Raw genomic sequence first — 23234 nt, forward strand, 5'->3', positions numbered from 1 at the left:
GTCGAGCCGCTGCTCCGCGACCCCTCGCGGCTCGCCTTCGACCACGGCACGATCCTCGCGGACGCGGTGGAGCGGGTCCGCGCCAAGCTCGAGCGCACCACGCTCGCCACGTCGTTCCTGCGGGAGGAGTTCACGCTCTCGGACCTGCGAGGGGTCTACGAGGTGGTGTGGGGACACCCGCTCCACCCCAGCGACTTCCAGCGCGGGATCACCCGCACCGAGGACTTCGTCGTCGAGACCGGGGAGATGCGGCCGTCGCAGGAGCCGGGACGACCGGCCCCGCTGTTCCGGGCCCGACGGGACGGCATCCACCCGCTCGCCGTCCCGGTGCCGCGCCCGCAGCCCTCCTGACGTCGTACGCCGGCCGTCAGGCATCCCTTCCGGCGGGAATGGGTACCCGTCAGTACAACCACGATCGGGAGGAGTGTTGCTATGACGGACCACAACCGCACCAGCACCACAGATCGAGGCAAGACCGCGCGTCTGGCCGCCACCGCGGTGGGCGCGACGTTCCTGCTCGTCGGGATCCTGGGCTTCGTCCCGGGGATCACGACCAACTACGACACCATGGAGCTGGCCGGCCACGAGAGCAGGGCGGAGCTGCTCGGGATCTTCCAGGTGTCCATCCTGCACAACGTCGTCCACCTGCTCTTCGGTCTGGCCGGCCTCGCGATGGCGCGCAAGACATCCAGCGCCATCACGTACCTGATCGGCGGCGGGGCGATCTACCTCGTGCTGTGGGTCTACGGGCTGGCCACCGACCAGAGGAGCGAGGCCAACTTCGTGCCGCTCAACAACGCCGACGACTGGCTGCACCTCGTCCTGGGCATCGGCATGATCGGTCTCGGCCTGGCCGGTCGGAACGCCGCACGCGACACCGCCACCACCACCGTCCCCGGACGTCGGTGACGGCGGAGCCCACGCGGAGGACACCGGCGCCCCCCTCGCGGGGCGCCGGTCTCCTCTACGGCCTGGGCCTGGGCGGCTTCGTGGACGGCATCGTGCTGCACCAGGTCCTGCAGTGGCACCACATGGTCAGCGACACCGCCGGCAACCCGGTGACCACCGTCGCCGGACTGGAGGTCAACACGATGGCCGACGGGTTCTTCCACATCGCCACCTGGCTGCTCGTCGTGGCAGCCTCGATCGTCACCATCGCCCACTGGCAGCAGGGACGGCTGGCTCCGAGCTGGCGGTTCCACCTCGGCCTGGTCATCGCCGGCTGGGGCCTGTTCAACCTCGTCGAGGGGCTCGTGGACCACCAGCTCCTGGGCGTGCACCACGTCCGCGACGACCTGGGTGGTCCGCTCTCGTGGGACCTGGGGTTCCTCGCCTTCGGCGCACTCCTCATCGCCCTCGGCTGGTGGCTGCACCGCAGCGGTGCCGCCACCGTCTCGCCGGACCCGACCGTCCGGCCGCGAGGTGGGGCAGCACGACGGTGAGCGGGGTGTCACCGGGTCGGCCGGCGCGCCGCGAGCGCTGATGGACCGGCCGCACGCGGGCACGCTGGGGTGACCGGGCGATCAGCTCCCTTGCCGCCGTACGCGACAATGGGCGGGCTGTGGACATCACCTACCCCGCCGAGCTGCCGGTCAGCCAGCGTCGCGACGACATCGCCGCCGCGATCCGCGACCACCAGGTCGTCATCGTGGCCGGCGAGACCGGGTCCGGGAAGACCACCCAGCTGCCCAAGATCTGCCTCGAGCTCGGCCGCGGCAAGGACGCGCTGATCGGCCACACCCAGCCCCGCCGGATCGCCGCCCGGTCGGTGGCCGAGCGGATCGCGGAGGAGCTCGGCACCGAGCTCGGCGACCTCGTGGGCTACCAGGTCCGGTTCACCGACCGCACCTCCCGGCAGAGCCGGGTCAAGCTGATGACCGACGGCATCCTGCTCGCCGAGCTCCAGCGCGACCGCCAGCTGCGCAAGTACGACACGATCATCATCGACGAGGCCCACGAGCGCAGCCTCAACATCGACTTCCTGCTCGGCTACCTGCACCGCCTCCTGCCGAGGCGACCCGACCTCAAGGTGGTCATCACCTCCGCGACCATCGACGTCGAGCGGTTCGCCAAGCACTTCGACGCCCCCGTCGTGGAGGTGTCGGGACGCACCTATCCCGTCGAGGTCCGCTACCGCCCCCTCCTCGAGCTGCCCGACGAGGACGACGAGGGCGAGGCGGTGATGCGCGACCAGACCGAGGCGATCGTCGAGGCCGTGCAGGAGCTGTCCGGCGAGGGGCCCGGCGACGTCCTCGTCTTCCTCCCGGGCGAGCGCGAGATCCGCGACACCGCCGACGCGCTCTCGGACCTGCCGTCCACGCCCGGACGCCAGTGGGAGGTCGTGCCGCTCTACAGCCGCCTCTCGGCCGCCGACCAGCACCGGGTGTTCTCCTCGCACCCCGCCACCGTGCGCCGCGTCGTCCTCGCCACCAACGTCGCCGAGACCTCCCTGACCGTGCCTGGCATCCGGTACGTCGTCGACGCCGGCGTCGCGCGGATCAGCCGCTACTCCGTGCGGACCAAGGTGCAGCGCCTGCCCGTGGAGCCGATCAGCCAGGCCTCGGCCAACCAGCGGTCGGGGCGCTGCGGCCGGGTCGAGGCGGGCATCGCGATCCGCCTGTACTCGCAGGAGGACTTCGAGGCGCGGCCGGAGTTCACCGAGCCCGAGATCCTGCGCACCAACCTGGCGTCGGTCATCCTCCAGATGACCTCGCTGGGCCTCGGTGACGTCGCCCGGTTCCCGTTCGTGGAGCCGCCCGACCGGCGCAACGTGTCGGCGGGGGTGCAGCTGCTGGAGGAGCTGGGCGCGCTGATGACCGGATCAGCCGGTCCGGACGACAACCCCCGGCCGCCCCAGGAGGACCGACGCGGTCGTCGGGGCCGCCGAGGCCGGCCAGCCCCGGACGACGGTCACCGGCTCACCGGGCTCGGAAGACGGCTGGCGCGGCTGCCGATCGACCCCCGGCTGGGCCGGATGGTGCTGGAGGCGGAGCGGCTGGGCTGCGCGCGCGAGGTGATCGTCATCGCGGCGGCGCTGAGCCTCCAGGACCCGCGCGAGCGGCCGGCGGAGCAGCAGGCGCAGGCCGACCAGCAGCACGCCCGGTTCAAGGCCGAGAACAGTGACTTCCTCACCTGGCTCAACCTGTGGCGCCACCTCAGGGAGCAGCAGCGCGAGCTGTCGTCGAGCGCCTTCCGGCGGATGTGCCGGCGTGAGTTCCTCAACTACCTGCGGGTCCGCGAGTGGCAGGACTTCGAGTCCCAGCTGCGCCAGGTCTGCAAGGAGATGAAGATCGAGCTGGGCCACCCGGCCGACACCCCGGACGCCGACGGCATCCACCAGGCGCTGCTCTCCGGGCTGCTCAGCCACATCGGTGCCCTGGAGGAGCGCGAGAGCGGCCGGCCGGGGGAGCGGCGGCCGATGCGCGAGTACCTCGGCGCCCGGGGCGCGAGGTTCGCGATCTTCCCCGGCTCCGGCCTCAAGGGCAGCAACCCGCAGTTCCTGATGGCCGGCGAGCTCGTGGAGACCACGCGCCTGTGGGCCCGGCAGAACGCCGCCATCAAGCCCGAGTGGGCCGAGCGGCTGGGCGCGCACCTGGTGAAGCGCACGTGGAGCGAGCCGCACTGGTCGAAGAAGCGGGCGGCCGTGATGGCCCACGAGAAGGTCACGCTGTACGGCGTCCCGCTGGTCGCCGACCGGCTCGTCAACTACGGCAGGGTCGACCCGGCACTGGCGCGCGAGCTGTTCATCCGCCACGCGCTCGTCTACGGCGAGTGGCACACCCGGCACCGCTTCTACGACCAGAACCGTGCGCTCCTCGCCGAGGCGGAGGAGCTCGAGCACCGCGCCCGCCGCCGCGACATCGTCGTGGACGAGCACACCCTCTTCGACTTCTACGACGCCCGCGTCGGCCCGGACGTGGTGAGCGGCGCCCACTTCGACCAGTGGTGGAAGGGCGCGCGCCGCGAGCACCCCGACCTGCTGACCTTCGACCTCGACATGCTGGTCAACGACACCGCCGGCGAGGTCGCCGGACAGGACTTCCCGACGGTGTGGCAGGGCACCTCCGAGGGGCTCACCTTCCCGATCAGCTACCACTTCGAGCCCGGCGCCCGCGACGACGGCCTCACCATCGACGTGCCCGTCGCCACCCTCAACCGGGTCGAGGCCGACGACTTCTCGTGGGTGGTGCCCGGCCTGCGCGAGGAGCTGGTGACCAGCCTGGTGCGCAGCCTGCCGAAGAGCCTGCGCGTCCACTTCGTGCCCGCGCCCAACACCGCCCGCGACTTCCTGGCCAGGGTGCCGGCCGGCCAGGAGCCGCTGGTGGAGGCGCTCGAGCGCCACCTCCGCTCCACGACCGGGGTGCACGTGCCGCGGGAGGCGTGGGACTGGAGCAAGGTGCCCGAGCACCTACGGCCCACCTTCCGGGTCGTCGACGACGACGGCTCGGAGGCGGCGCGCGGCAAGGACCTCGAGGCGCTCAAGGAGCCGCTGCGGCCGACGTTCGCTCAGGCGATCGCCGAGGTGGCCGCCGACGCGGGGGTGACCTCGACGGGGCAGACCACGTGGACCTTCGGCACCATCGAGCAGTCCTTCACCCGACGCCGCGCCGGCCACGAGGTGCTGGCGTTCCCGGCGCTCGTCGACGAGGGCGCCACGGTGGGGCTGCGGATCTTCGGCTCGCTGGAGGAGGCCGAGGCGCGGCACCGGCTGGGCGTGCGCCGGCTCGCCCTGCTCGACCTCGCCCGCGCCGGCAACGTCGTCCCCCGCATCGTCGAGGGGCTCGGCAACGCCGAGAAGCTGAGCCTGGCCGGGTCGCCGTACCCCTCCGTCGCCGAGCTGCTCGAGGACTGCCGTGCCGCCGTCGTGGGGGACGTGGTCGACGCGCGTCCGCCCGTCCGGGACGAGCCGGCGTACGCCGCCCTGCTCGCCGCCGCGGGCGAGGACCTCGAGGCGCGGCTGCGCGCGACGCTGCACGACGTGATGCGGGTGCTGGAGGCCTGGCGCCGCGCGGACCGCGCCCTCAGCGGCCGGGCCGACCTGATCACCCTGCCGGCCCTCACCGACATGCGGGCCCAGCTCGGCCGCCTGGTGCACCCGGGCTTCATCGGCGAGGCCGGGGCCGCGCAGCTGCGGCAGGTGCCTCGCTACCTCGCCGGCCTCGAGCACCGGCGGGAGAGGCTCGACGGCCAGGTCGCCCGCGACCGCCAGCTGATGGACTCGGTCACCGACCTCCAGGAGGCTCTGCTCCACCAGCTCGACGCGCTGCCCGACGGTCGGCCGCCCAGCGCCTCCCAACGGACCGCCCGCTGGCTGCTGGAGGAGTACCGCGTCTCCCTGTGGGCCCAGCACCTCGGCACCGCCCGTCCGGTGAGCGACCAGCGGATCCGCAAGGCCCTCGCCGGGTAGGACCCACCCGTCGCGGCGAATAGGGTGGCGCGCATGCGCGAGCACCATCGACCGATGACCCCCGGTGCGGGGTTCTTCGACGAGATCCGGGCCGGCGACGACCCGGCGATGCTGCAGGAGGCTGCCGACCGGGCGGCCACCCTGCTGGTGCGCGGCGCCCGTGACAGCGACGACGAGACGGTCGTCGACCGGGTGCTGCACCTCGCCGAGACCGAGGGGCTGGAGACCCTGGCCCAGCTGTGGGCCGGCTCCCCGCCGGAATCGCTGGCGGGGTCGCTGTGGCGCCTCTACGTCATGCGGGCCTGGGTGTACGCCGACCCGACGGGTGTCGCAGCGCAGTTCGAGGCTGGTCGGACGCGCGCTCAGGTCGCCCGCGTCGTCGCGGGGGTGGCCGACCCGCCGGGCCCCGACGGGCTGCGCGCCATGGTCGACGACGTGCTGCGGGGCATCGTCCGGGCCGACTTCGCCGACGTGCTGCTGCGGGCGGCGGCGTTCGCCCGGGTCGTGGCCACCGGCCGGGCCGCCCTCGAGGCGGGTCACGAGGAGACCGCCCGGATGCTCACGCTCGCCGAGCAGCTGGAGGCAGCGGGTCACCTCGAAATGCGCCACGAGCTCGCCTGAAGAATTACACTCGTCCCGTGGTGCGTCGGGCTGTGGCAGCCCCGGGTCCCAAAATGTGCCGCCTAGAGCGGCCACGCGCCGTGAGGCGCTCCCGGTCCGGCGCACCTCTCACTCCCTAGACTGACGCGCATGCTGCGTCGTCTCCTCTCCCGGCTGGCTCCCAGTCGCGTCCCTGCCTCGAGCCCCGACTACGCGCCGGAGGCCGACGGCGAGCCCGACGCCGGCGAGGTGGTGTGGGCCTGGGTGCCCTACGAGGACGACCCGGCCCGGGGCAAGGACCGCCCGGTGCTGCTGCTCGCCCGCGACGGCCAGACCTGGCTCGGGCTGATGCTCTCCAGCCAGGACCACGACCTCGACGCCGCCGACGAGGCCCGGCACGGTCGTCACTGGATGGACGTCGGCGCCGGGCGCTGGGACCGCGAGGGTCGCCCGAGCGAGGTGCGGCTCGACCGGCTGCTGCACCTGGACGAGGCGTCGATCCGGCGCGAGGGGGCCGCCCTGGACCGCGACGTGTTCGACGCCGTGGTGGCCGGGGCGAGGGCCTTCCACCAGCTGGGCTGAGCCGCGCCGGTGGGCGTGGGAACGCCCGTGCCTCCCCGACCCGCGGGTCGATAGGGTGGTCGCAGTCCCCAGCACGTCGAAGGAGATAGCCGCATGCAACGACGCCGCCGCCCGGTGAGGGCTGCCGCGGTCGGTCTCGTCGCGTGCCTGGTCCCGGCGCTGGTGGCCTGCTCGGGTCGCGACGACCCCGACCCCTCGTTGTCCGGCAGCCCGTCGGCGAGCAGCGCGTCGCCCACCGAGGCCGGCACCGTGACGCTCGGCGTCTACGGGCGCGAGGACGAGCTCGAGGCCTTCGAGGGCGTCGCCGACGACTACAACGCCTCGTCGCTGACGGGGCAGGTCGAGCTCGAGCCGTGGCGGGACCGCGCCGCGGCCGTGCAGGGGGTCGCCGACGGCGACGTCCCCGACGTGTTCATGGCCTCGCGCCAGGACCTGCCCGGCCTGATGTCGCGCGAGGCCGTGCGGCCGGTCGGGGAGCTGCTCGACGAGCGGGGCGTCGACTTCGGCGACGACTTCTCCCGCGACGCCGTGGCGGCGTTCGGCCTCGACGCCCAGCTCCAGTGCATGCCGTACGCCGTCTCGCCCGAGGTGATGTTCGTCAACACCGAGCTCGTCGACTTCGAGAGGATGGCGGGCCGCGGCCTCAACGTCCCGCAGCGCGAGGACTTCTGGAACCTCGCCGAGTTCACCGCGGCGGCGGAGTTCGCGTCCCGTCCGGCCCGCGGCACCCGCGGCACCCGCGGCTTCTACATCGAGCCGACCCTGCACGGGCTGACGCCCTACATCTACTCCGGCGGCGGCCAGGTCTACGACGACGACGACGCGCCCACCTCCTTGACCCTCTCCGACGGCGACACCCAGGACGCCCTCGAGCGCAGCCTGGCGGTGCTGCGCGACGCCCAGCTCACGCTGACCGACAAGCAACTGGTCAAGGCGTCACCGCAGGACTGGTTCGAGCGGGGCAGGCTGGGCATGATGGCCGGCTCCCGGGACCTCGTGCCGCGACTCCGCAGCCTGCCCGGACTGGCGTTCGACGTGTGGTCGATGCCCGTGGTGGACTCCCCGGCCACGGTCGGCGGCATCACGGGCCTGTGCATGTCGGCCGAGACCGAGGACCCCCAGGCCGCCGCCGACGTCATCGCGGCCCTGGTCTCCGACGAGGCGATGGCGAGGGTCGCCGCCGCGGGGTTCATGGTGCCCGCCAACAACTCGGTCGCCAACTCCGAGGTCTTCCTGCAGCCCCTCCGCGAGCCCCGGCAGGCCGCCCTGTTCAACAACGCGCTCCGCGGCATGGTCGTGCCGCCGCTGATCGCCGACCGCTCGGAGCTCGAGGAGGCCGTCGGTCCCCTCGTCGAACAGCTGCTGACGCTGCCCGGCGAGCTCGACCTGGAGGCGGTGACCGAGCAGATCGACGAGGCGTCGCGGCCGGTGCTGGACCCCGACTACGTGCCCGAGTCGCCCTCGCCGTCGCTGTCGCCGTCCGACTGAGCCCGCTCGTCGGCCTGCAGCACCGCCTCGACCAGTCGCGGGGTCACCAGCTCCACCTGCCACGGCCGGGCGCCGTACGCCGCGAGCTGCGCGCCGAGCGACGGCGCGAGGCCGTCGGCGTCGCGGGTGGCCGGGGGAGTCCACATCGCGCGGCGCAGGTAGTCGGGGGTCAGCAGGTTCTCCACCGGCACCGACAGCTCCTCCGACAGCGCCAGCACCGCGGAGCGGGCGAGCTGGAAGCGCTCGGCCGCGACGGGGTCGCGATCGGCCCAGGTGCGCGGGTGGGGAGGGCCGTCGCCCCGGGGCGCCCTGGACGGGAGGTCCGCCTCGGCCATCGCCATCACCTCGTCGAGGGCCGCCAGCCACTGGCGGGAGTAGCGCTCCGCGCCACGGCCGTGGAACCCCTTGGTGCGCAGCAGGGAGGCCCGGTCCGTGGGCAGGGCCGCGGCCGCTGCCACGATCGCCGAGTCGGGGATGATCCGCCCGGGCGTGACGTCGCGCTCGGCGGCGATGCGGTCGCGAGCCTCCCACAGGGCGCGGGCGGCGCCCAGGGACCGGCGCCCCCGCAACCGGTGCACGCCGCTGGTACGACGCCAGGCGTCCGTGCGCACGGTCGGCTCGAAGCCGAGCAGGTGCTCGAACTCCTGGCGCGCCCACTCGGCCTTGCCCGCCGCCTCGAGCTCCTCGATCATGTGCGTCCGCAGCTCGAGGAGGACCTCGACGTCGAGAGCGGCGTACTCGAGCCAGGCGCTGGGCAGCGGCCGGGTCGACCAGTCGGCCGCGGAGTGCTCCTTGCGCATCCGCTGCCCGAGGATCTCCTCCACCAGCGTGGCCAGCCCGACCCGCGGGTAGCCCAGGAGGCGGCCGGCCAGCTCGCTGTCGAAGAGCGCGGCGGGCTCCAGGCCGACCTCGCGCAGGCACGGCAGGTCCTGGGTCGCGGCGTGCAGGATCCACTCGGTCCCAGTCAGCGCCCCCTGCAGCATCGGCAGGTGGGAGTCGAAGGCGATGGGGTCGATGAGCCAGGTGCCGGCCCCCTCGCGCCGCAGCTGGATCAGGTAGGCGCGTGCGGAGTAGCGGTAGCCGGAGGCGCGCTCGGCGTCGATCGCGACCGGGCCGGTCGCGGTCGCGAGGGCGGCGCAGGCCTCCTCGAGCAGCTCGGGCGTGTCGACCACGGCGGTGAGGCCGTCACGCAGCAGCAGAAGCGGGGCGGGCGTGACCTCCGGGGTCCCGGGGGCCTCCGCGGAGTCGTCGTGCTCGGGTGGCTCGGGCGGCATGGGGTCAGCGGCCGCGCTGCCCGCGACGGCTCGGCATGGGGGTCACGCCCTCGGGCACCGGCGGCAGCCCGACGGCCGTGCACAGCAGCTCTCCCCACGCCTCCACGTGCGGGGTGAGGTCGGGAGGCCCGGCGGCCGGGGCCTCGGGGGCGACCGGTGTCCAGGAGGCACGGATCTCGACCTGGGCGGTGCCCTCCTCGTCGGCCATCCCGCCGAAGCTCTCGGTCGCCACCCGGGTGACGGTGCCGGAGGCCGCGGCCCACTGCGCCCCGTGCGCGTCCAGCGCCTCGGTGAGCCAGGTCCAGCCGACGGCCCCCAGCATGGGGTCGGTGATCAGCTCGGGGTCGATGTCGGCCCGGGCGTAGGCGACGCAGCGGAACGTGCCCTGCCAGGCGTCGTTGCCGGCCGGGTCGTGCAGCAGGATGATGCGCCCCGTGCCGAGGTCGACGTCGTCGACGGTGACGTCGGCGCTGAGCGCGAACGAGTGCGGGGCGATCCGCTGGGGGGCCGGGATCTCCTCGCAGAGCACCTCGGGGCGCAACGGTGCCGAGCGCATCGCGGCGACCGCCGCGACGAAGTCGGGCGGGGGAGAGCCCGCGCCCGTGCCCGGGCGGGTCTCCTCACGGACTGCCATAGGGGCCACAGTAGGTCGCCGCACGCGGTGAGGATGTGCCAACACGCCGCCTGACCTGCGAGGATCCCGGCGTGAGTCCGTCGCCCGCCGCCGCCGACAGTGTCCTGCTCCGCGCCGCACGGGGGATGCCGGTGTCGCACACCCCGGTCTGGTTCATGCGCCAGGCCGGCCGGTCGCTGCCGGAGTACCTGCGGGTGCGCGAGGGCGTGGCCATGCTGGACTCCTGCATGGACCCCGAGCTCGTCGTGGAGATCACCATGCAGCCCGTGCGCCGGTACGGCGTCGACGCAGCCATCTTCTTCTCCGACATCGTGCTGCCCCTCAAGGCGGTCGGCGTCGACCTCGACATCAAGCCCGGCGTGGGCCCGGTCGTCGCCGCACCGGTGCGCACGCTGGCCGACGTGGCGGCGATCCCCGACCTGACCCCCGACCACGTGCCGTTCATCAGCCAGGCGGTGCAGGGCCTGGTGGGTGAGCTGGGGGCCACGCCGCTGATCGGGTTCGCCGGTGCGCCCTTCACCGTCGCGTCGTACCTCGTCGAGGGCGGGCCGTCGAAGGAGCACGCGAAGACCAAGGCGATGATGTTCGGCGCCCCCGAGGTGTGGGACGCGCTGATGCGCAAGATCGCCGACATGTCCGCGGCCTACCTGCGGGTGCAGGTCGAGGCCGGGGCCTCGGCCGTGCAGCTCTTCGACTCCTGGGCCGGGGCCCTCACGCCGCGCGACTACGCCGAGCACGTGATGCCGCACTCCGCGCGCGTGCTGGCCGCCGCCGGCGAGCTGGGCGTGCCGCGCATCCACTTCGGCGTCGGCACCAGCAACCTGCTCGGGCTGATGGGCGAGGCCGGGGCCGACGTGGTCGGGGTCGACTGGCGCACCCCGCTGGACCGGGCGATCCCGATGGTCGGCGACCGCGTCGTGCAGGGCAACCTCGACCCCACGCTGGTCTTCGCTCCCACCGAGGTGATGACGGCTCGGGCCGCTGAGGTCATCGAGGCCGGTCGCGCCGCCACGGGCCACATCTTCAACCTCGGGCACGGCGTCATCCCCGCCACCGATCCCGACCAGCTGGCCCGGCTGACGGAGTTCGTGCAGTCCTACGCGCTGGCCTAACCGCTGACCCACCCGCTGGGGTAGTCCGCACTACCCGGCCGACCGCGGCGCACGCCGGGCGCCCAGCCTGCGCAGCAGCAGCCACAGCGGCACGCCCAGCAGGGCCAGCAGCACCGCGAACGGCAGCAGCGCGCCGGTGACCGTGGCCAGGCCCGTGGCGAACGCGGCGAGCGCGGACCAGCCGCCCTCCAGGCCGGCGAGGAAGCCGGCCGGCTCGTCGTCGTCCCGACGCGGCCCGTCGCCGGCGTCGCGGTCGATGTGCACCGTGATCGTCGACATCGACGTCTGGTCGGCCAGGTAGGCCTGCTGCTGCTTCAGCGAGTCGAGGTCGGCCTGGCGGCGGGTGAGCTCCGCCTCCACGCTGACGACGTCGCGCAGGCTGCCGGCGGAGTCGAGCAGGACCTCGATGCGGCGCAGGCTGCGCTCCTGCGCCCGGATGCGCACGTCGGTGTCGATCACCTGGGAGGTGACGTCCTCGGCGGTGCGCGTGGCGTTCTCGAGGGTGCCGGCCTCCTCCAGGGCCGTCATCACCTCGGCGAAGTCCTCGCTAGGCACCCGGGCCTCCAGCCGTGACCAGGTCATCTCGCCCTCGTCGCTGGTCTGCGTCTCCTCGCCGGTGACCTCGCCGCGACGGGCGTCGATGACCTTCTGGACCTCGTTGCGGGTGCCCTGGACGTCCTCGCTGGTCAACGAGACGGTGCCCACGGAGATGACCGCCCGCTGCTGCAGCGCCACCCGGGCGGGACGGCGCGCGCTGCCCGCGTTCGCCTCGGCGGGGCCGCCGCCGGCGTCGCCGGCGTCGCCGGCGTCGGCGGGGGCCGGTTCCGACATGCCTCCGGCGTCGGAGGACGAGCCGTCGGCGCCGCCACCCGAGGAGCAGCCGGCGAGCGCGACGGTGAGGGCGAGGAGGAGTCCGGCGAGCAGGGCCGGGGCCTGGCGAGGTGTCGTCATGGGGGTGTGACGGCCGGGCCCGGAGCCAGGTTCCGGGCGCGCGCCGTGCGGGTCGGGTTGCCAACTGCTGCGCGCTGCCGGAGACCCGGGGCCGCGCCCTCGACGACCTCGACGACGTCGACGAGGTGATCCCCGGTCGCAGCCGCGCCGGTGCCGGAGCGGGCCTCCACCTGAGCTGTGCCAAGGTGGAGGGCGTGACTGCCGACCACCGCATCGTCGTGGTCGGCGGGGGGATCGCCGGCCTCACCGCCGCCCACGTGCTCGGCGCCGACCACGACGTGCTGCTCCTCGAGGGGTCGCCCGCCGTGGGCGGCAAGCTCCGCACGGTCGAGGTCGCCGGTGTCCGCGTCGACGTCGGGGCCGAGGCGATGCTCAACCGCCGGCCCGAGGGGGTCGAGCTCGCCCGCGAGCTCGGCCTGCCCGTCGTCCACCCGACCGCGGCGGCGTCGCGGGTGTGGAGCCGGGGCGCGCTGCGGCCGCTGCCGCGCTCGCTGATGGGCGTGCCGTTCGACCTCGACGAGCTGGCCGCGTCCGGAGTGCTGTCGGCCGAGGGCCTGGACCGGGCGCGCCGCGAGGTGCTCACGCCCTGGACCGGCGACGACGTGTCGGTCGGCGACCTGGTGGCGGCCCGGCTGGGCGAGGAGGTGGTCGACCGGCTGGTGGAGCCCCTGCTCGGCGGCGTGTACGCCGGTCGCGCCCACGAGATCTCGACGTACGCGGCGATGCCCCAGCTGGCGGCGATGGCGGCGCGGGGCTCGCTGCTCGAGCAGGCGGCCGCCGTGCCCGCCTCCGACGTGCCCGTCTTCGCCGGGGTCGAGGGAGGCCTGGGGAGCCTGCCGGAGGCGCTGGTCGCGGCCGGGCGCTTCGAGCTGCGCACGGGCGCCGTCGTCCGCGCGCTGCGCCACGTGCCCGGTGGCCTGGAGCTGACCGTCGGCTCCGCCCGGGACCCCGAGACGCTGCGGGCCGACCGCGTCATGCTCGCCACGCCGCCGGCCGCGGCGGCCCGCCTGCTGGGTGCCGTCGCGCCCGACTCCGCCGCCGCCCTGGCCACCGTCGGCACCGCCTCGGTCGCGGTCACCACGCTCGCCTTCCGCACCGAGGACCTGCCCGACCTCGCGGGCATGTCCGGATTCCTCGTGCCGCCGGTCGAGGGGCTGCGCATCAAGGCCTCGACGTTCTCCTTCGCCAAGTGGGACTGGGTGCGCGCGTCGGGCGACGGCCTGCTGGTGCTGCGCACCTCCCTCGGCCGCCACGGCGAGGAGACCTCCCTGCAGGCCACCGACGCCCAGCTGGTGGCCGCCTCGCTGGCCGACCTGCGTGCGACGGTCGGCATCCGGTCGGCCCCCGTGGAGACCCACGTGCAGCGGTGGGGCGGCGCGCTGCCGCAGTACTCCGTGGGTCACCAGGCGCTGGTCGCCCGGGTCCGCGCCGGCCTGGTGGGCTCGGGTGTGACCGTGTGCGGGGCGGCGTACGACGGCGTCGGCATCCCCGCGGTGATCGGCTCCGCCCGCCGCGCGGCCGCCTTGGCGGTGGCGGCAGAATGAAGCCATGAGCGAGGAGCAGACGAAGACCAACGCAGCGCGCATCAACGAGCTCAACGACTCGATCCGCTACACCATGTGGTCGGTGTTCCGCCTGCGTGACCTGCTCGGCGACGCCGACCGGGCCGCCGAGGCCGCCGAGGTCGAGGACCTGTTCGCCAAGCTGGCCGGCGAGGACGTCGTCGTGCGCGGCACCTACGACGTCGCGGGCCTGCGCGCCGACGCCGACCTGATGGTCTGGTGGCACGCCGCCACCAGCGAGGCCCTCCAGGACGCCTACCACCGCCTGCGCAGCACCGCCTTCGGCCGCCGCCTCGACCCCGTCTGGTCGCAGCTCGCGCTGCACCGCCCGGCCGAGTTCAACCGGAGCCACCTCCCGGCGTTCCTCGACGGCGAGGAGCCGCGGGGGCACGTGTGCGTCTACCCGTTCGTCCGCTCCTACGAGTGGTACCTCCTCGAGGACTCCGAGCGCCGCGCGATGCTCGCCGAGCACGGCAAGATGGCCCGCGGCTTCCCCGACGTGCGCGCCAACACCGTGGCCAGCTTCGCCCTCGGCGACTACGAGTGGATGCTGGCCTTCGAGGCCGACGAGCTCCACCGCATCGTCGACCTGATGCGCCACCTGCGCGCCTCCCAGGCCCGCAGGCACGTGCGCGAGGAGCTGCCGTTCTACACCGGGTCCCGCGCGAGCGTCGCCGACCTGGTGCAGCGCCTGCCTTGACCGCCGAACCTGTCGTTTGGTCCCAAACGACATGTTCCTGCCCCGGATCCATGTCGTTGGTGACCAATCGATGGGCCGCCGTCCCCGCTGACTAGGCTGCCCCGGTGACGTCGGACCCCGAGGACCTTCGCGAGCTCTACGCCCAGCGCTTCCACGACGAGGGCCGGCAGCGCCTGGACGTCTGGGAGGTGCTGTGCTCCCGGTTCTTCCAGCGCTGGGTGCCGACCGACGCCACGGTGCTCGACGTGGCGGCGGGCCACTGCGAGTTCATCAACAGCATCCGGGCCGGCCGGCGCATCGCGGTCGACCTGAACCCCGACGTCGCCGTCAAGGCGGCGCCCGGAGTGGAGGCGCTGGTGACGCGCTCCGACGAGCTCGACGGCATCGAGGACGGCTCGGTCGACCGCGTCTTCATCAGCAACTTCTTCGAGCACGTGCCCCGCGAGGTGATCCTCTCGACGCTGACCGCCGTACGCCGGGTGCTCACGGCCGACGGCCGGCTGCTCGTCCTCCAGCCCAACGTGAGGTACTGCGCGAGGGACTACTGGATGTTCCTCGACCACATCACCCCGATCGACGACCGGGCCCTGGTCGAGGCCTTCCACGCCACCGGCTTCGACGTGGAGCTCAACATCCCGCGCTTCCTGCCCTACACCACCAAGAGCCGGCTGCCGAGCGGACCGGGACTGGTGAGGCTCTACCTCAAGGTGCCGCTGGTCTGGAAGGTGCTGGGGGCGCAGGCGTTCATGGTCGTCCGGCCTCGCTGAGGTCGTCGTTTGGTCCCAAACGACATGTTCCTGCCCCGGATCCATGTCGTTTGGGACCATTCGGCACTACCGGCCGCTCGACTCGTCCGCTCCCGGCGCCCGGGTCCCGAGATCTGCCCGATTGGGCACGAACTGCATCCAGAGGTCCTGAGATACTGTCGTTTGGGACCAATCGGCAGCCCAAGCGAGGGCCCCCGTGCGGACCCCCGACTACTCCGCAGCCTTCAGCGTCAGGCTGATCGAGTTGATGCAGAACCGGTCGCCGGTGGGGGTGCCGTAGCCGTCGGGGAAGACGTGGCCGAGGTGGGAGCCGCAGGTGGCGCACCGGACCTCGACCCGCTTCATGCCGTGGGAGACGTCCTCGATGTACTCCACGGTGTCGGTGATCGGCTGGTAGAAGCTCGGCCAGCCGCAGCCGGAGTGGAACTTGGTGTCGGAGGTGAAGAGCTCCGAGCCGCACGCCTTGCACGCGTAGGTGCCGGTGGACTCGGTGTCGGTGTACTCGCCGGTGAAGGCACGCTCGGTGCCGGCCTGGCGGAGCACGGCGTACTCCTCGGGGCTGAGCTCCTGGCGCCACTGCTCGTCGGTCTTGTCCACGTCGTAAGCCATGGCGTCAGCGTACGGCCCCGGTGGGAGGCTCAGCCGCCGGAGCAGACCTCGTAGGACCCAGCCCGGTCGAAGCTCGCGCGCAGCGTGGCGCCGGGCACCCGGACCCCCACGAAGACCGGCGTGCCGGGGACGATCCGCTGCCGGTCCGGCAGGCTGCGGAGGCCGTCGCGCGAGAGCGTCGTGGTGACCCAGCCGGCGTCGCTGGAGACCCGGAGCTCCGCCCCTTCGTCGGGGGAGTCGAGCTCCAGCACCGCGCCGCGTGAGGGCGCGGAGTAGGTGACGCAGCCGCCGTCGGGCTCGCCGCGCGGGGCGAGCCCGGGGCCGGGTCGCAGGCCCGTCGCGTCCGGCAGCCCGAATGACTCCGTGGCGACCCCCACCTCCACCAGGGCCAGCCCGTCGAGCTCGGTCTGCGGGGACACCGCCCGGGCGGGCAGCGCGGCCCGCACCTCGGGGGAGTCGAGGAGGGAGACGGTGATGTCCGGGTGGTACGCCGGGAACGGCTGCTCGGTGAGCACCGGCCGGTCACCCGGCGTGACAGCCTGGATGCCCCGGACCAGCCGCTCGAGCGCGGGTGAGACCTCCTGGCGCTTCTCGACGAGCTGGTGCTGGAGCGCCACGCCGTGGACGAGGTAGCCCGCCGCCACCAGCGAGGCGAGCACGGCCGCGGGCCAGCGGGGTGCCTGGACGCGACGGCCCAGCCAGCCACAGACGACGGCGAGGGCCGGCGCCAGCAGGACCAGGGTGAGGTAGGCGTACCGGCCGGAGGCGGCCTGCTCGACGCCGAGGTCCACGCGGGAGACGGCCTGGAGGCCGGTCTGCACGACCGCGGTCAGCACGCCGGACACCGCCAGCGCGCGCAGCGCCGGGCTCACCTCGCGCACCAGGAGCGGCGCCAGCGCCAGCACGGCCAGCAGCACCGGCCCCGAGCCGTCGACGGCCGAGGCACGCTCGAGGGCACTCGTCAGGCCGGTCCACACGTAGGCGGGCACCAGCAGCAGGTCGGTCCGGTCGCCGACGCCGGCACGGCGCCCGGTGTGGCCGATCGCGGCGTACCAGACGAGGAAGGCGACCGTGGGTCCGGCGCCCACGAGGACCGCTCGGCGGACGCCGCCGGTCAGGGCGACGAAGCCCACCACCAGCACGACCGCCGAGATGCCCACGCCCGAGCACATCAGCCCCGCGACGAGCAGGACCCCGGCCACCACGGGGCCGGCCGGACGGGGCCACCGGTCGCCGGCGCGGACGGCGAGCACGGCGAGCAGCGCGAGCGCCACCGGCGCCACGAATCCGACCTGGAAGTCCCACAAGGTGTTCTCGGCGCCCGCCCCGAGGAAGGCCACGGCCAGGGCCACCACCAGGGCCGGACCCCGGGAGGAGCCGAGCCTGACGAGCACGGCGTACAGCAGGGCCGAGAGGGCGAGGTGGACCAGGATGACGGGCAGCGCGAAGACCAGGTAGTCGTCGAGGCCGACGGTCGCGAAGAGCGCGCGGTAGAGCAGGACCGGCAGCGTCGACCAGTGCTCGTTGTGGGGCGCCCAGAGCCCCCGGTCGGTGCCCTCGACGGTGCCGCGGAGCAGCAGGAAGCTCCAGTCGTCGCCGTAGAAGTACAGCCCGCGGGCGAACCGCACCAGGACCGCGCCGGCCACGACGAGGCCGACCGCCAGCACGCCGACGGCCAGGCGGGCCCCGGTCCGTGGCGACAGCCGGGTCGTCACGTCACAGGCGCCCGTCGGCGACCGCCTGGGTCACCCACGGGATCACCTCGTCGAGCATCTCGTCGAGCGAGGTGGTGCACTCGAAGCCGAGCACGTCCCGCGCCTTCTGCACGTCCGGCACCCGCTTCTGGACGTCGTGCTCGTAGGCCGGGTCGCTGACGATGCTCAGCGGGGCGTCGCCCTTGATCTTGCGCCAGATGACCTCGGCGAGCTCGCGCACGCTGGTCGACTCGGGCGTGGAGATGTTGAAGTCCTCGTTGAGCGCGGCCTCCTGCTCCAGGCACTCCACGATGCCGCGCGCCAGGTCGCCGCCGTAGGTGTAGTGCCGCACCTGGTGCCCCTCGCCGAGGATGTGGAGGGGGTCCTGGCCCTTGACGATCTTCTGCACGAGGTCGGGCACGACGTGGCTCATCGCGAGCCTCACGTTGCCCGAGGACACCTCGGCGTCACCCAGTGCGCGCCCCTCGCCGATGCCGACGCAGTTGAAGGGCCGCACGATCGTGTACGGCAGCTGGTACTGGTCCCAGGCGGCCTTGGCGAAGTACTCCACGGCCAGCTTCTGGAAGCCGTACGACGACAGCGGCGGCGGGATCCTGCGCTCGTCGCCCTCCCTGCTGGGCCAGTGGTCGGTGGACTCGAAGACCATCGAGCTCGACAGGTAGGTGACCTTCTTCAGCCGGCCGGAGCGGTGAGCCTCGATGGCGGCGTCGCACTGGGAGGCCATGATCCGCTCGTTGGTGGCGAGGAGGTCGTAGGCGTAGGCGTGGAAGTAGGAGATGCCGCCGATCAGCGCGGCGCCGGCGACGAGGTGGTCGCAGTCGGCGAGCAGCTTGGTCATCAGCGCGGTGTCGCGGACGTCGTCCTCGACGAAGTGGTAGCCGGGGTGGTGGTCGTAGGACTTCTCCACCGGGCCGTACTTGGAGTAGTCGTCGACGCCGACGACCTGGTGGCCGCGGCGGAGCAGCTCCTCGACGACGTAGCCGCCGATGAAGCCGGCCGAACCGGTGACGAGGACCTTCTGCTGCTCGGACATGGTGTTCCTACCGATCGGTCGGGCGGCTGTTGAGGGCGGCGATCCGCGCCGACTGCACGCGGAGCTGGTCGAGGGTGAGCCGGGGCCCGAACGCGAAGCGGTACCACCGCAGGTACTTCGGGATCCACGCCCTGAGGTCGAAGCTGGAGTCGCCGAGCGTGCGGTCGAGCCAGATCGTGGAGAGCTCCGCGACGGGGCGGCGGAGCCGCCGTGCCTTGGCCGTGAGCTCCAGGCCGATCTCGAAGCCGCTGCGCGAGTCGATGCCGACCTCGCGCACGAACGCGGTCGAGTAGGCCTTGAAGCTGTTGGTCGCATCGCGCGTGCCGACCCGCGCGAGCCAGCCCAAGGAGGCGCCCGCACCGTGGGAGAGCAGGCCCTTGACCAGCGGGCCGCCGACCTGCTGGCCGCCGGGGGAGTAGCGCGAGGCCGCCGCCACCACCACGCCGCGCTCCACGAGCCGGGTCAGCGCGTCGATCTGGCGCGGGTCGTCGCTGCCGTCGGCCATGGTCACCACCGTGACGGGGGAGCGGGCGTGGTCGATGCCGTAGCGGATCGCGTTGGCCGGGCCCCGGCCGTAGCTGCTGACGAGCGGGACCAGGCGCGGCTCGCGGGCGGCGTAGGCCCGGAGCACCGGGACGGTGGAGTCCTCCTCGAAGTCGACCACCACGAGCACCTCGCACGGCATGTCGACGGCCTCGAGGACCCGGTCGAGCACGGGGACCACGTGCTCGCCCTCCTCGTAGGCGGGGATGACCACCGACACCCGGGGTGGCGCGCTCACACGACGCTTCCGCGGCCGAGGAGGTTCCACACGTCCGCCACCGGGACGCTCGGCTCGAGGTCGGCGTACGCGCGGTGGGGCGCGGCGATGACCAGCAGGTCGCTGCGCTCGAGCACCTCCTCCAGCGGCAGCAGCGAGGAGTCGACCGTGACGTAGGGGTCGGTGCAGAGCACCTCGCCCGCCCGGAACTCCAGGATGTGCTTGAGCTTGTAGGAGAGGCTCGAGCGGATGTCGTCGCTCTCGCCCTTGAACGCCATCCCCAGGATGCCGACCGTCATGCCTGCGAGGTCGTGGGTCTTCTCCAGGTGCGTGACGAGGTAGAGGGGCAGCCCCTCGTTGACGAGCATCGCCGCGTGCCCCAGCACGAAGGAGTTGTCGGCGAACGCCGCGAGCTGCATGGTGTCCTTGAACAGGCACGGCCCGGCCGCGAACCCGGCGCCCGGCATGTCGGCGGCCCGAGGATAGTCCGAGGCCAGGGCCCGGCGGATCCTGTCGAAGTCCAGGCCGTGGTCGTTGGCCATGGCGTAGAACTGGTTGGCCGCCGCGAACTTGATGTAGCGCCAGGTGTTGGTGAAGAGCTTGGCCAGCTCGGCCTCCTCGGGCTCGAGCTCCACGATGCTGCCGGTGAGGCTGCCGAACAGCTCGCCCGCGCGCCGCCGCACCGCCTCGGAGCGCCCCGACACGATCTGGGGGAGGGTGAACAGCTCCTCCATCGCCCGGCCCTCGGCGATGCGCTCGGGGCAGAAGGAGACGTCGAGGTCGAGGCCGGCCCTCTCCAGCAGCCGCTCCACGCCGGCGGTCACCCCCGGGAAGACGGTGCTGCGCAGCACGAGGAGCTGTCCGGGCCGGAAGTGCTCCTGGATCTCCGCGATCGCCGAGGTGACCGCGCGGGGGTCGGGGTTGAGGTGCTCGTCGACCGGCGTGCCGATGACCACCACGACGGCGTCGGCGCCGGAGATGATGGAGGGGTCCGTGGTGACCGTCAGGCGCCCGGCGTCCTGGACCCGGTGCAGCGCGTCGGCAGCGCCGTCCTCGGCGAAGGGCAGCTCCCCGCCGTCGACGAGCTTCACCGCCGCCTCGTCCACGTCGTAGATGCCCACCCGCCGGCCACGGTCGGCGAAGGCGATGGCCAGCGGGAGCCCGACGTGGCCGCAGCCGCCCACCACCACCACGTCGAGGCGGGAGCCGGTCGGGCCGGTGGAGCCGGTCGGGTCGGTCATGGGGTCCCCTGGTTCTGGCGTCGGTGCGGAGGCGATGCTATCGGGGGTGGTCCCCACTAGGTTGACCGTCATGGCGAAGCCTGCTGCTGCCGAGGTCGTCGTGCCCGGCCCCGACGGTGATCGTGCCGTGCGCGTCTCCAGCCCCGACCGGGTGATCTACGAGGCCACCGACACCACACCGGAGGTGACCAAGCTGATGGTGGCGGAGTACTTCGCCGCCGTCGGCGACGGCCTCATGCGGGCGCTGCACGAGCGGCCGACCGCGCTGGAGCGCTGGACCCGGGGCGTGCGGCCGGGCATGAGGCTGGCCACCGGGCCGCAGGACAAGGACGCCGACGCCTTCTACCAGAAGCGCGTGCCCAAGGGCGCCCCCGACTACCTCCAGACGGCCACCATCACCTTCCCCTCCGGGCGCACCGCCGACGAGATCTGCCCGACCGAGCCGGCGGTGCCGGTGTGGTGCGCCCACATGGGCACCCTCACCTTCCACCCCTGGCCCGTACGCCGCGCCGACGTCGACCGTCCCGACGAGCTGCGCATCGACCTCGACCCCCAGCCGGGCACGTCGTTCGCCGACGTGGTGCGGGTCGCCGGCGTGGCCAGGGAGCTCCTCGGCGACCTGGGCATGGTGGGCTTCCCCAAGACCAGCGGCAACCGCGGCATCCACGTGTTCCTGCGCATCCGGCCCGAGTGGGAGTTCGCCGACGTGCGGCACGCCGCCATCGCCTTCGGCCGCGAGCTCGAGAGGCGCGACGACGGCGTGACCACCGCGTGGTGGAAGGAGGAGCGCGGCGAGCGCGTCTTCGTCGACTACAACCAGAACTCCCGCGACCGCACCATCGCCTCGGCGTACAGCCTGCGGCCGATCCCGGGGGCGCCGGTCTCCACGCCGATGACCTGGGAGGAGATCGCGGAGGTCACCGACCCGCGGGTCCACAACCTGTTCACCGTGCCCGACCGGATGGCCGACGGCGACCCGTGGAAGGCCATCGACGACGTCGCCCACGACCTCACGCCGCTGCTCGACCTCTGGGAGGCGCACCCGGTGGAGCTGAACTACCCGCCCGACTACCCCAAGATGCCCGGTGAGCCGCCGCGGGTGCAGCCGAGCAAGAAGGTCGCCGGGCACTGGGACGCCGAGGGCAACCGGGTCGAGGGCGGCTGAGGTGGAGTCCGAGCCCCGGCACGACGAGCCGCACCTGTGGCCGGCGTACCTGCACTACTTCCGCGAGCAGCTCATCACCGGCGTCCTGGCCCTTCCGGCCGAGCAGCAGCGCACCGCGCGCGTGCCGAGCGGGTGGACGCCGCTGGAGCTGCTCAGCCACGTGCTGCACATGGAGCAGCGGTGGTTCGTGTGGGGCTTCCTCGGCGAGCCGGTCGACGACCCGTGGGGCGACTGGAACATGCCCGAGCCGTGGACCTCGGACGAGTCCGACGAGACGCGCCCGGCGGCGCGGTGGACCGTCGCCGACGACGTCACGGCCGAGCAGCTCGCCGAGCGGCTGCGAGCACTGGGCGGGCGGACCTCCGCGATCCTGGCCGGGCACGCGCTCGACGAGGTGGCGGCGGAGGGTGGCCGGTTCGCCGACGACCCGGCGACGCTGGAGTGGATCTGCTTCCACGTGCTGCAGGAGTACGCCCGCCACGCGGGTCATCTCGACATCGTCGCCGAGATCGGCGACCGGTAGCCTCTCGCCCGTGCCAGATCGCGTGAAGCTCGTCCTCGTCACCGGTTCGGGACGCAGCGGCACCAGCAGCGTGGCGGGCACCCTGAAGCGGCTTGGCCTGCACATCCCCCAGCCCGAGGTCGAGGCCGACGAGGCCAACCCGCGCGGGTACTACGAGCCGCTGTGGGTGACCGAGTTCCACAAGGACGTGCTCAACCCGGTGCCGGTGCGCACCATCGACACCCGCCCCGACGCCGGCGCGATCGCCGCCGAGGCGGGCTCGGCCCCGGAGGTGGAGGCGCGGCTGCGCGAGTGGCTGGCGGGCCAGCTCGACGCACCGCAGGTGCTGGTCAAGGACCCGCGGGCGTTCTGGATCCTCCCCGTCTGGAACCGGGTCGCGGGCGGGCTCGGCGCCGACGTGGTCACCCTGACCATGCTGCGCCACCCCACCGAGGTCGTGCGGTCCCGCGACACGGCGTACCTCACCGAGCAGGACCCCGCCTTCCGGCGCCAGCGCGAGACGGCCAACGTCGCGGCCTGGGTGAACGCCGCCTTCCAGACCGAGCTGGCCACCCGCGGACGGCCGCGGGCGTTCGTCCGCTACTCCGAACTCGTCGAGGACTGGCGCACGGCGATGCTCCGCGCCGGGGAGCAGCTCGGCATCGCCTACGACGCCGACCTCGCCTCCGGTGAGCCGCACCCGGTCGACGACTTCATCGACGTGAGCCTCAACCGCTCGCGGATCACCTGGGACGACCTCGCCGTCCCTCCGGTGCTGCGCGACCTGGCCGACCGCACCTGGGCGGCCGTCAACACCCTGGTCGAGGAGCCGCACGACCCCGGCGCGGTCGCCGCGCTGGAGCAGCTGCAGCGGGAGTACGTCGAGCTGTTCGACTGGTCGGCCGCCATCGCGATGGACGCCACGACCGCCCGGGTCGCCGAGGGCAAGCGGGAGGTGCGGCGCCGCAAGGACGCCGAGCTGGCGGAGGTGCGCCGGGAGCTGCGCGCGCTGCGCGACGAGAATGCCGGGCTGCGCACCTCCCTCACCAACCGGGTGGCCCGGCGGCTGCGGAGAAGCTGACTGCGCTCGTTGCCGGGGTAGTCAGGTGCGAAATGGCTGTCCGCGACGCCG

The 23234-nt window shown here is 73.3% G+C and carries 21 protein-coding genes and 1 pseudogene; 14 read left to right on the top strand and 8 right to left on the bottom strand.

The window, feature by feature from the left end; all coding sequences use genetic code 11:
• From QZX64_RS08415 to QZX64_RS08445, 7 genes and pseudogenes are all read left to right on the top strand, one after another.
• A pseudogene (locus tag QZX64_RS08415) lies at positions 1-351 on the top strand (hypothetical protein); the annotation flags it as partial.
• An 81-nt stretch (positions 352-432) separates the two neighbouring features.
• Entirely contained in the window at positions 433-909 is a 477-nt protein-coding gene (locus QZX64_RS08420; protein ID WP_295658352.1) for a DUF4383 domain-containing protein, read from the top strand.
• Complete coding sequence (locus tag QZX64_RS08425) at positions 906-1442, top strand: DUF2243 domain-containing protein (protein ID WP_295658353.1); 537 nt, start codon at positions 906-908, stop codon at positions 1440-1442. Before QZX64_RS08420 ends, QZX64_RS08425 begins: the two co-directional genes overlap by 4 nt.
• Positions 1443-1561: 119 nt before the next feature.
• Positions 1562-5407: an ATP-dependent RNA helicase HrpA gene (gene hrpA, locus QZX64_RS08430; protein WP_295658355.1), complete on the top strand. Its 3846-nt coding sequence runs from the start codon at positions 1562-1564 to the stop codon at positions 5405-5407.
• A 54-nt stretch (positions 5408-5461) separates the two neighbouring features.
• Positions 5462-6028: a hypothetical protein gene (locus tag QZX64_RS08435; RefSeq protein WP_295658356.1), complete on the top strand. Its 567-nt coding sequence runs from the start codon at positions 5462-5464 to the stop codon at positions 6026-6028.
• A 129-nt stretch (positions 6029-6157) separates the two neighbouring features.
• Positions 6158-6589: a type II toxin-antitoxin system PemK/MazF family toxin gene (locus tag QZX64_RS08440; RefSeq protein ID WP_295658357.1), complete on the top strand. Its 432-nt coding sequence runs from the start codon at positions 6158-6160 to the stop codon at positions 6587-6589.
• A 93-nt stretch (positions 6590-6682) separates the two neighbouring features.
• Positions 6683-8077: an ABC transporter substrate-binding protein gene (locus tag QZX64_RS08445; RefSeq protein WP_295658359.1), complete on the top strand. Its 1395-nt coding sequence runs from the start codon at positions 6683-6685 to the stop codon at positions 8075-8077.
• Here the strand turns inward: QZX64_RS08445 and QZX64_RS08450 are convergent.
• Together QZX64_RS08450 and QZX64_RS08455 are read right to left on the bottom strand one after the other, a co-directional pair.
• Positions 8032-9351, bottom strand: a complete 1320-nt coding sequence (locus QZX64_RS08450; RefSeq protein WP_295658360.1) for a ribonuclease D — start codon at positions 9349-9351, stop codon at positions 8032-8034. The two genes, QZX64_RS08445 and QZX64_RS08450, sit on opposite strands and share 46 nt — an antisense overlap.
• Before the next feature lie 4 nt (positions 9352-9355).
• Entirely contained in the window at positions 9356-9985 is a 630-nt protein-coding gene (locus tag QZX64_RS08455; protein ID WP_295658361.1) for a DUF3000 domain-containing protein, read from the bottom strand.
• A 71-nt stretch (positions 9986-10056) separates the two neighbouring features.
• Between QZX64_RS08455 and hemE the strand changes: the two genes are divergently transcribed.
• On the top strand, positions 10057-11097 hold the full coding sequence (gene hemE, locus QZX64_RS08460; protein ID WP_295658363.1) for a uroporphyrinogen decarboxylase: 1041 nt from the start codon (positions 10057-10059) through the stop codon (positions 11095-11097).
• Between the two features lie 30 nt (positions 11098-11127).
• On the opposite strand, the gene QZX64_RS08465 is transcribed toward hemE, so the two are convergent.
• On the bottom strand, positions 11128-12048 hold the full coding sequence (locus tag QZX64_RS08465) for a DUF4349 domain-containing protein (protein ID WP_295658364.1): 921 nt from the start codon (positions 12046-12048) through the stop codon (positions 11128-11130).
• Between the two features lie 194 nt (positions 12049-12242).
• Here QZX64_RS08465 and hemG point away from each other — a divergent pair, with 194 nt between their 5' ends.
• From hemG to QZX64_RS08480, 3 genes are all read left to right on the top strand, one after another.
• On the top strand, positions 12243-13592 hold the full coding sequence (hemG, locus tag QZX64_RS08470; RefSeq protein ID WP_295658366.1) for a protoporphyrinogen oxidase: 1350 nt from the start codon (positions 12243-12245) through the stop codon (positions 13590-13592).
• A gap of 4 nt (positions 13593-13596) precedes the next feature.
• Complete coding sequence (hemQ, locus tag QZX64_RS08475) at positions 13597-14310, top strand: hydrogen peroxide-dependent heme synthase (protein ID WP_295658367.1); 714 nt, start codon at positions 13597-13599, stop codon at positions 14308-14310.
• A gap of 104 nt (positions 14311-14414) precedes the next feature.
• Complete coding sequence (locus QZX64_RS08480; protein ID WP_295658369.1) at positions 14415-15077, top strand: bifunctional 2-polyprenyl-6-hydroxyphenol methylase/3-demethylubiquinol 3-O-methyltransferase UbiG; 663 nt, start codon at positions 14415-14417, stop codon at positions 15075-15077.
• Between the two features lie 210 nt (positions 15078-15287).
• Here QZX64_RS08480 and msrB read toward each other — a convergent pair whose 3' ends face one another.
• The 5 genes from msrB to QZX64_RS08505 are packed head-to-tail and all read right to left on the bottom strand — an operon-like array spanning position 15288 to position 20435.
• A complete protein-coding gene (gene msrB, locus QZX64_RS08485) occupies positions 15288-15686 on the bottom strand; it encodes a peptide-methionine (R)-S-oxide reductase MsrB (protein WP_295658370.1) in 399 nt (132 codons plus the stop codon).
• 29 nt (positions 15687-15715) lie between these two features.
• On the bottom strand, positions 15716-17401 hold the full coding sequence (locus QZX64_RS08490; protein WP_295658371.1) for a hypothetical protein: 1686 nt from the start codon (positions 17399-17401) through the stop codon (positions 15716-15718).
• 1 nt (position 17402) lies between these two features.
• The gene (locus tag QZX64_RS08495; RefSeq protein ID WP_295658372.1) at positions 17403-18434 is read right to left on the bottom strand and encodes an NAD(P)-dependent oxidoreductase; all 1032 of its coding nucleotides are present in this window, start codon (positions 18432-18434) and stop codon (positions 17403-17405) included.
• A 7-nt stretch (positions 18435-18441) separates the two neighbouring features.
• Complete coding sequence (locus QZX64_RS08500) at positions 18442-19215, bottom strand: glycosyltransferase family 2 protein (RefSeq protein ID WP_295658373.1); 774 nt, start codon at positions 19213-19215, stop codon at positions 18442-18444.
• Positions 19212-20435, bottom strand: coding sequence for a nucleotide sugar dehydrogenase (locus QZX64_RS08505; RefSeq protein ID WP_295658374.1), 1224 nt, complete (start codon positions 20433-20435; stop codon positions 19212-19214). The genes QZX64_RS08500 and QZX64_RS08505 overlap by 4 nt, the downstream gene beginning before the upstream one ends.
• Before the next feature lie 70 nt (positions 20436-20505).
• Between QZX64_RS08505 and QZX64_RS08510 the strand changes: the two genes are divergently transcribed.
• The 3 genes from QZX64_RS08510 to QZX64_RS08520 are packed head-to-tail and all read left to right on the top strand — an operon-like array spanning position 20506 to position 23183.
• A complete protein-coding gene (locus QZX64_RS08510) occupies positions 20506-21600 on the top strand; it encodes a DNA polymerase domain-containing protein (RefSeq protein ID WP_295658375.1) in 1095 nt (364 codons plus the stop codon).
• Position 21601: 1 nt separating this feature from the next.
• Positions 21602-22123, top strand: a complete 522-nt coding sequence (locus tag QZX64_RS08515; protein WP_295658377.1) for a DUF664 domain-containing protein — start codon at positions 21602-21604, stop codon at positions 22121-22123.
• Positions 22124-22133: 10 nt separating this feature from the next.
• On the top strand, positions 22134-23183 hold the full coding sequence (locus tag QZX64_RS08520; RefSeq protein ID WP_295658378.1) for a sulfotransferase family protein: 1050 nt from the start codon (positions 22134-22136) through the stop codon (positions 23181-23183).
• The last annotated feature ends 51 nt before the right edge of the window (positions 23184-23234 follow it).

Origin of the sequence: uncultured Nocardioides sp. (assembly GCF_902805925.1) — a bacterium.
Lineage (GTDB): Bacteria > Actinomycetota > Actinomycetes > Propionibacteriales > Nocardioidaceae > Nocardioides.

Bases quoted from the DNA above. Each gene is read 5' to 3' on its own strand.
- QZX64_RS08420 (WP_295658352.1), top strand. From the start codon at position 433: ATGACGGACCACAACCGCACCAGCACCACAGATCGAGGCAAGACCGCG.
- QZX64_RS08435 (WP_295658356.1), top strand. From the start codon at position 5,462: ATGACCCCCGGTGCGGGGTTCTTCGACGAGATCCGGGCCGGCGACGAC.
- QZX64_RS08440 (WP_295658357.1), top strand. From the start codon at position 6,158: ATGCTGCGTCGTCTCCTCTCCCGGCTGGCTCCCAGTCGCGTCCCTGCC.
- QZX64_RS08445 (WP_295658359.1), top strand. From the start codon at position 6,683: ATGCAACGACGCCGCCGCCCGGTGAGGGCTGCCGCGGTCGGTCTCGTC.
- QZX64_RS08450 (WP_295658360.1), bottom strand. From the start codon at position 9,351: ATGCCGCCCGAGCCACCCGAGCACGACGACTCCGCGGAGGCCCCCGGG.
- QZX64_RS08455 (WP_295658361.1), bottom strand. From the start codon at position 9,985: ATGGCAGTCCGTGAGGAGACCCGCCCGGGCACGGGCGCGGGCTCTCCC.
- QZX64_RS08465 (WP_295658364.1), bottom strand. From the start codon at position 12,048: ATGACGACACCTCGCCAGGCCCCGGCCCTGCTCGCCGGACTCCTCCTC.
- hemQ (WP_295658367.1), top strand. From the start codon at position 13,597: ATGAGCGAGGAGCAGACGAAGACCAACGCAGCGCGCATCAACGAGCTC.
- msrB (WP_295658370.1), bottom strand. From the start codon at position 15,686: ATGGCTTACGACGTGGACAAGACCGACGAGCAGTGGCGCCAGGAGCTC.
- QZX64_RS08495 (WP_295658372.1), bottom strand. From the start codon at position 18,434: ATGTCCGAGCAGCAGAAGGTCCTCGTCACCGGTTCGGCCGGCTTCATC.
- QZX64_RS08505 (WP_295658374.1), bottom strand. From the start codon at position 20,435: ATGACCGACCCGACCGGCTCCACCGGCCCGACCGGCTCCCGCCTCGAC.
- QZX64_RS08510 (WP_295658375.1), top strand. From the start codon at position 20,506: ATGGCGAAGCCTGCTGCTGCCGAGGTCGTCGTGCCCGGCCCCGACGGT.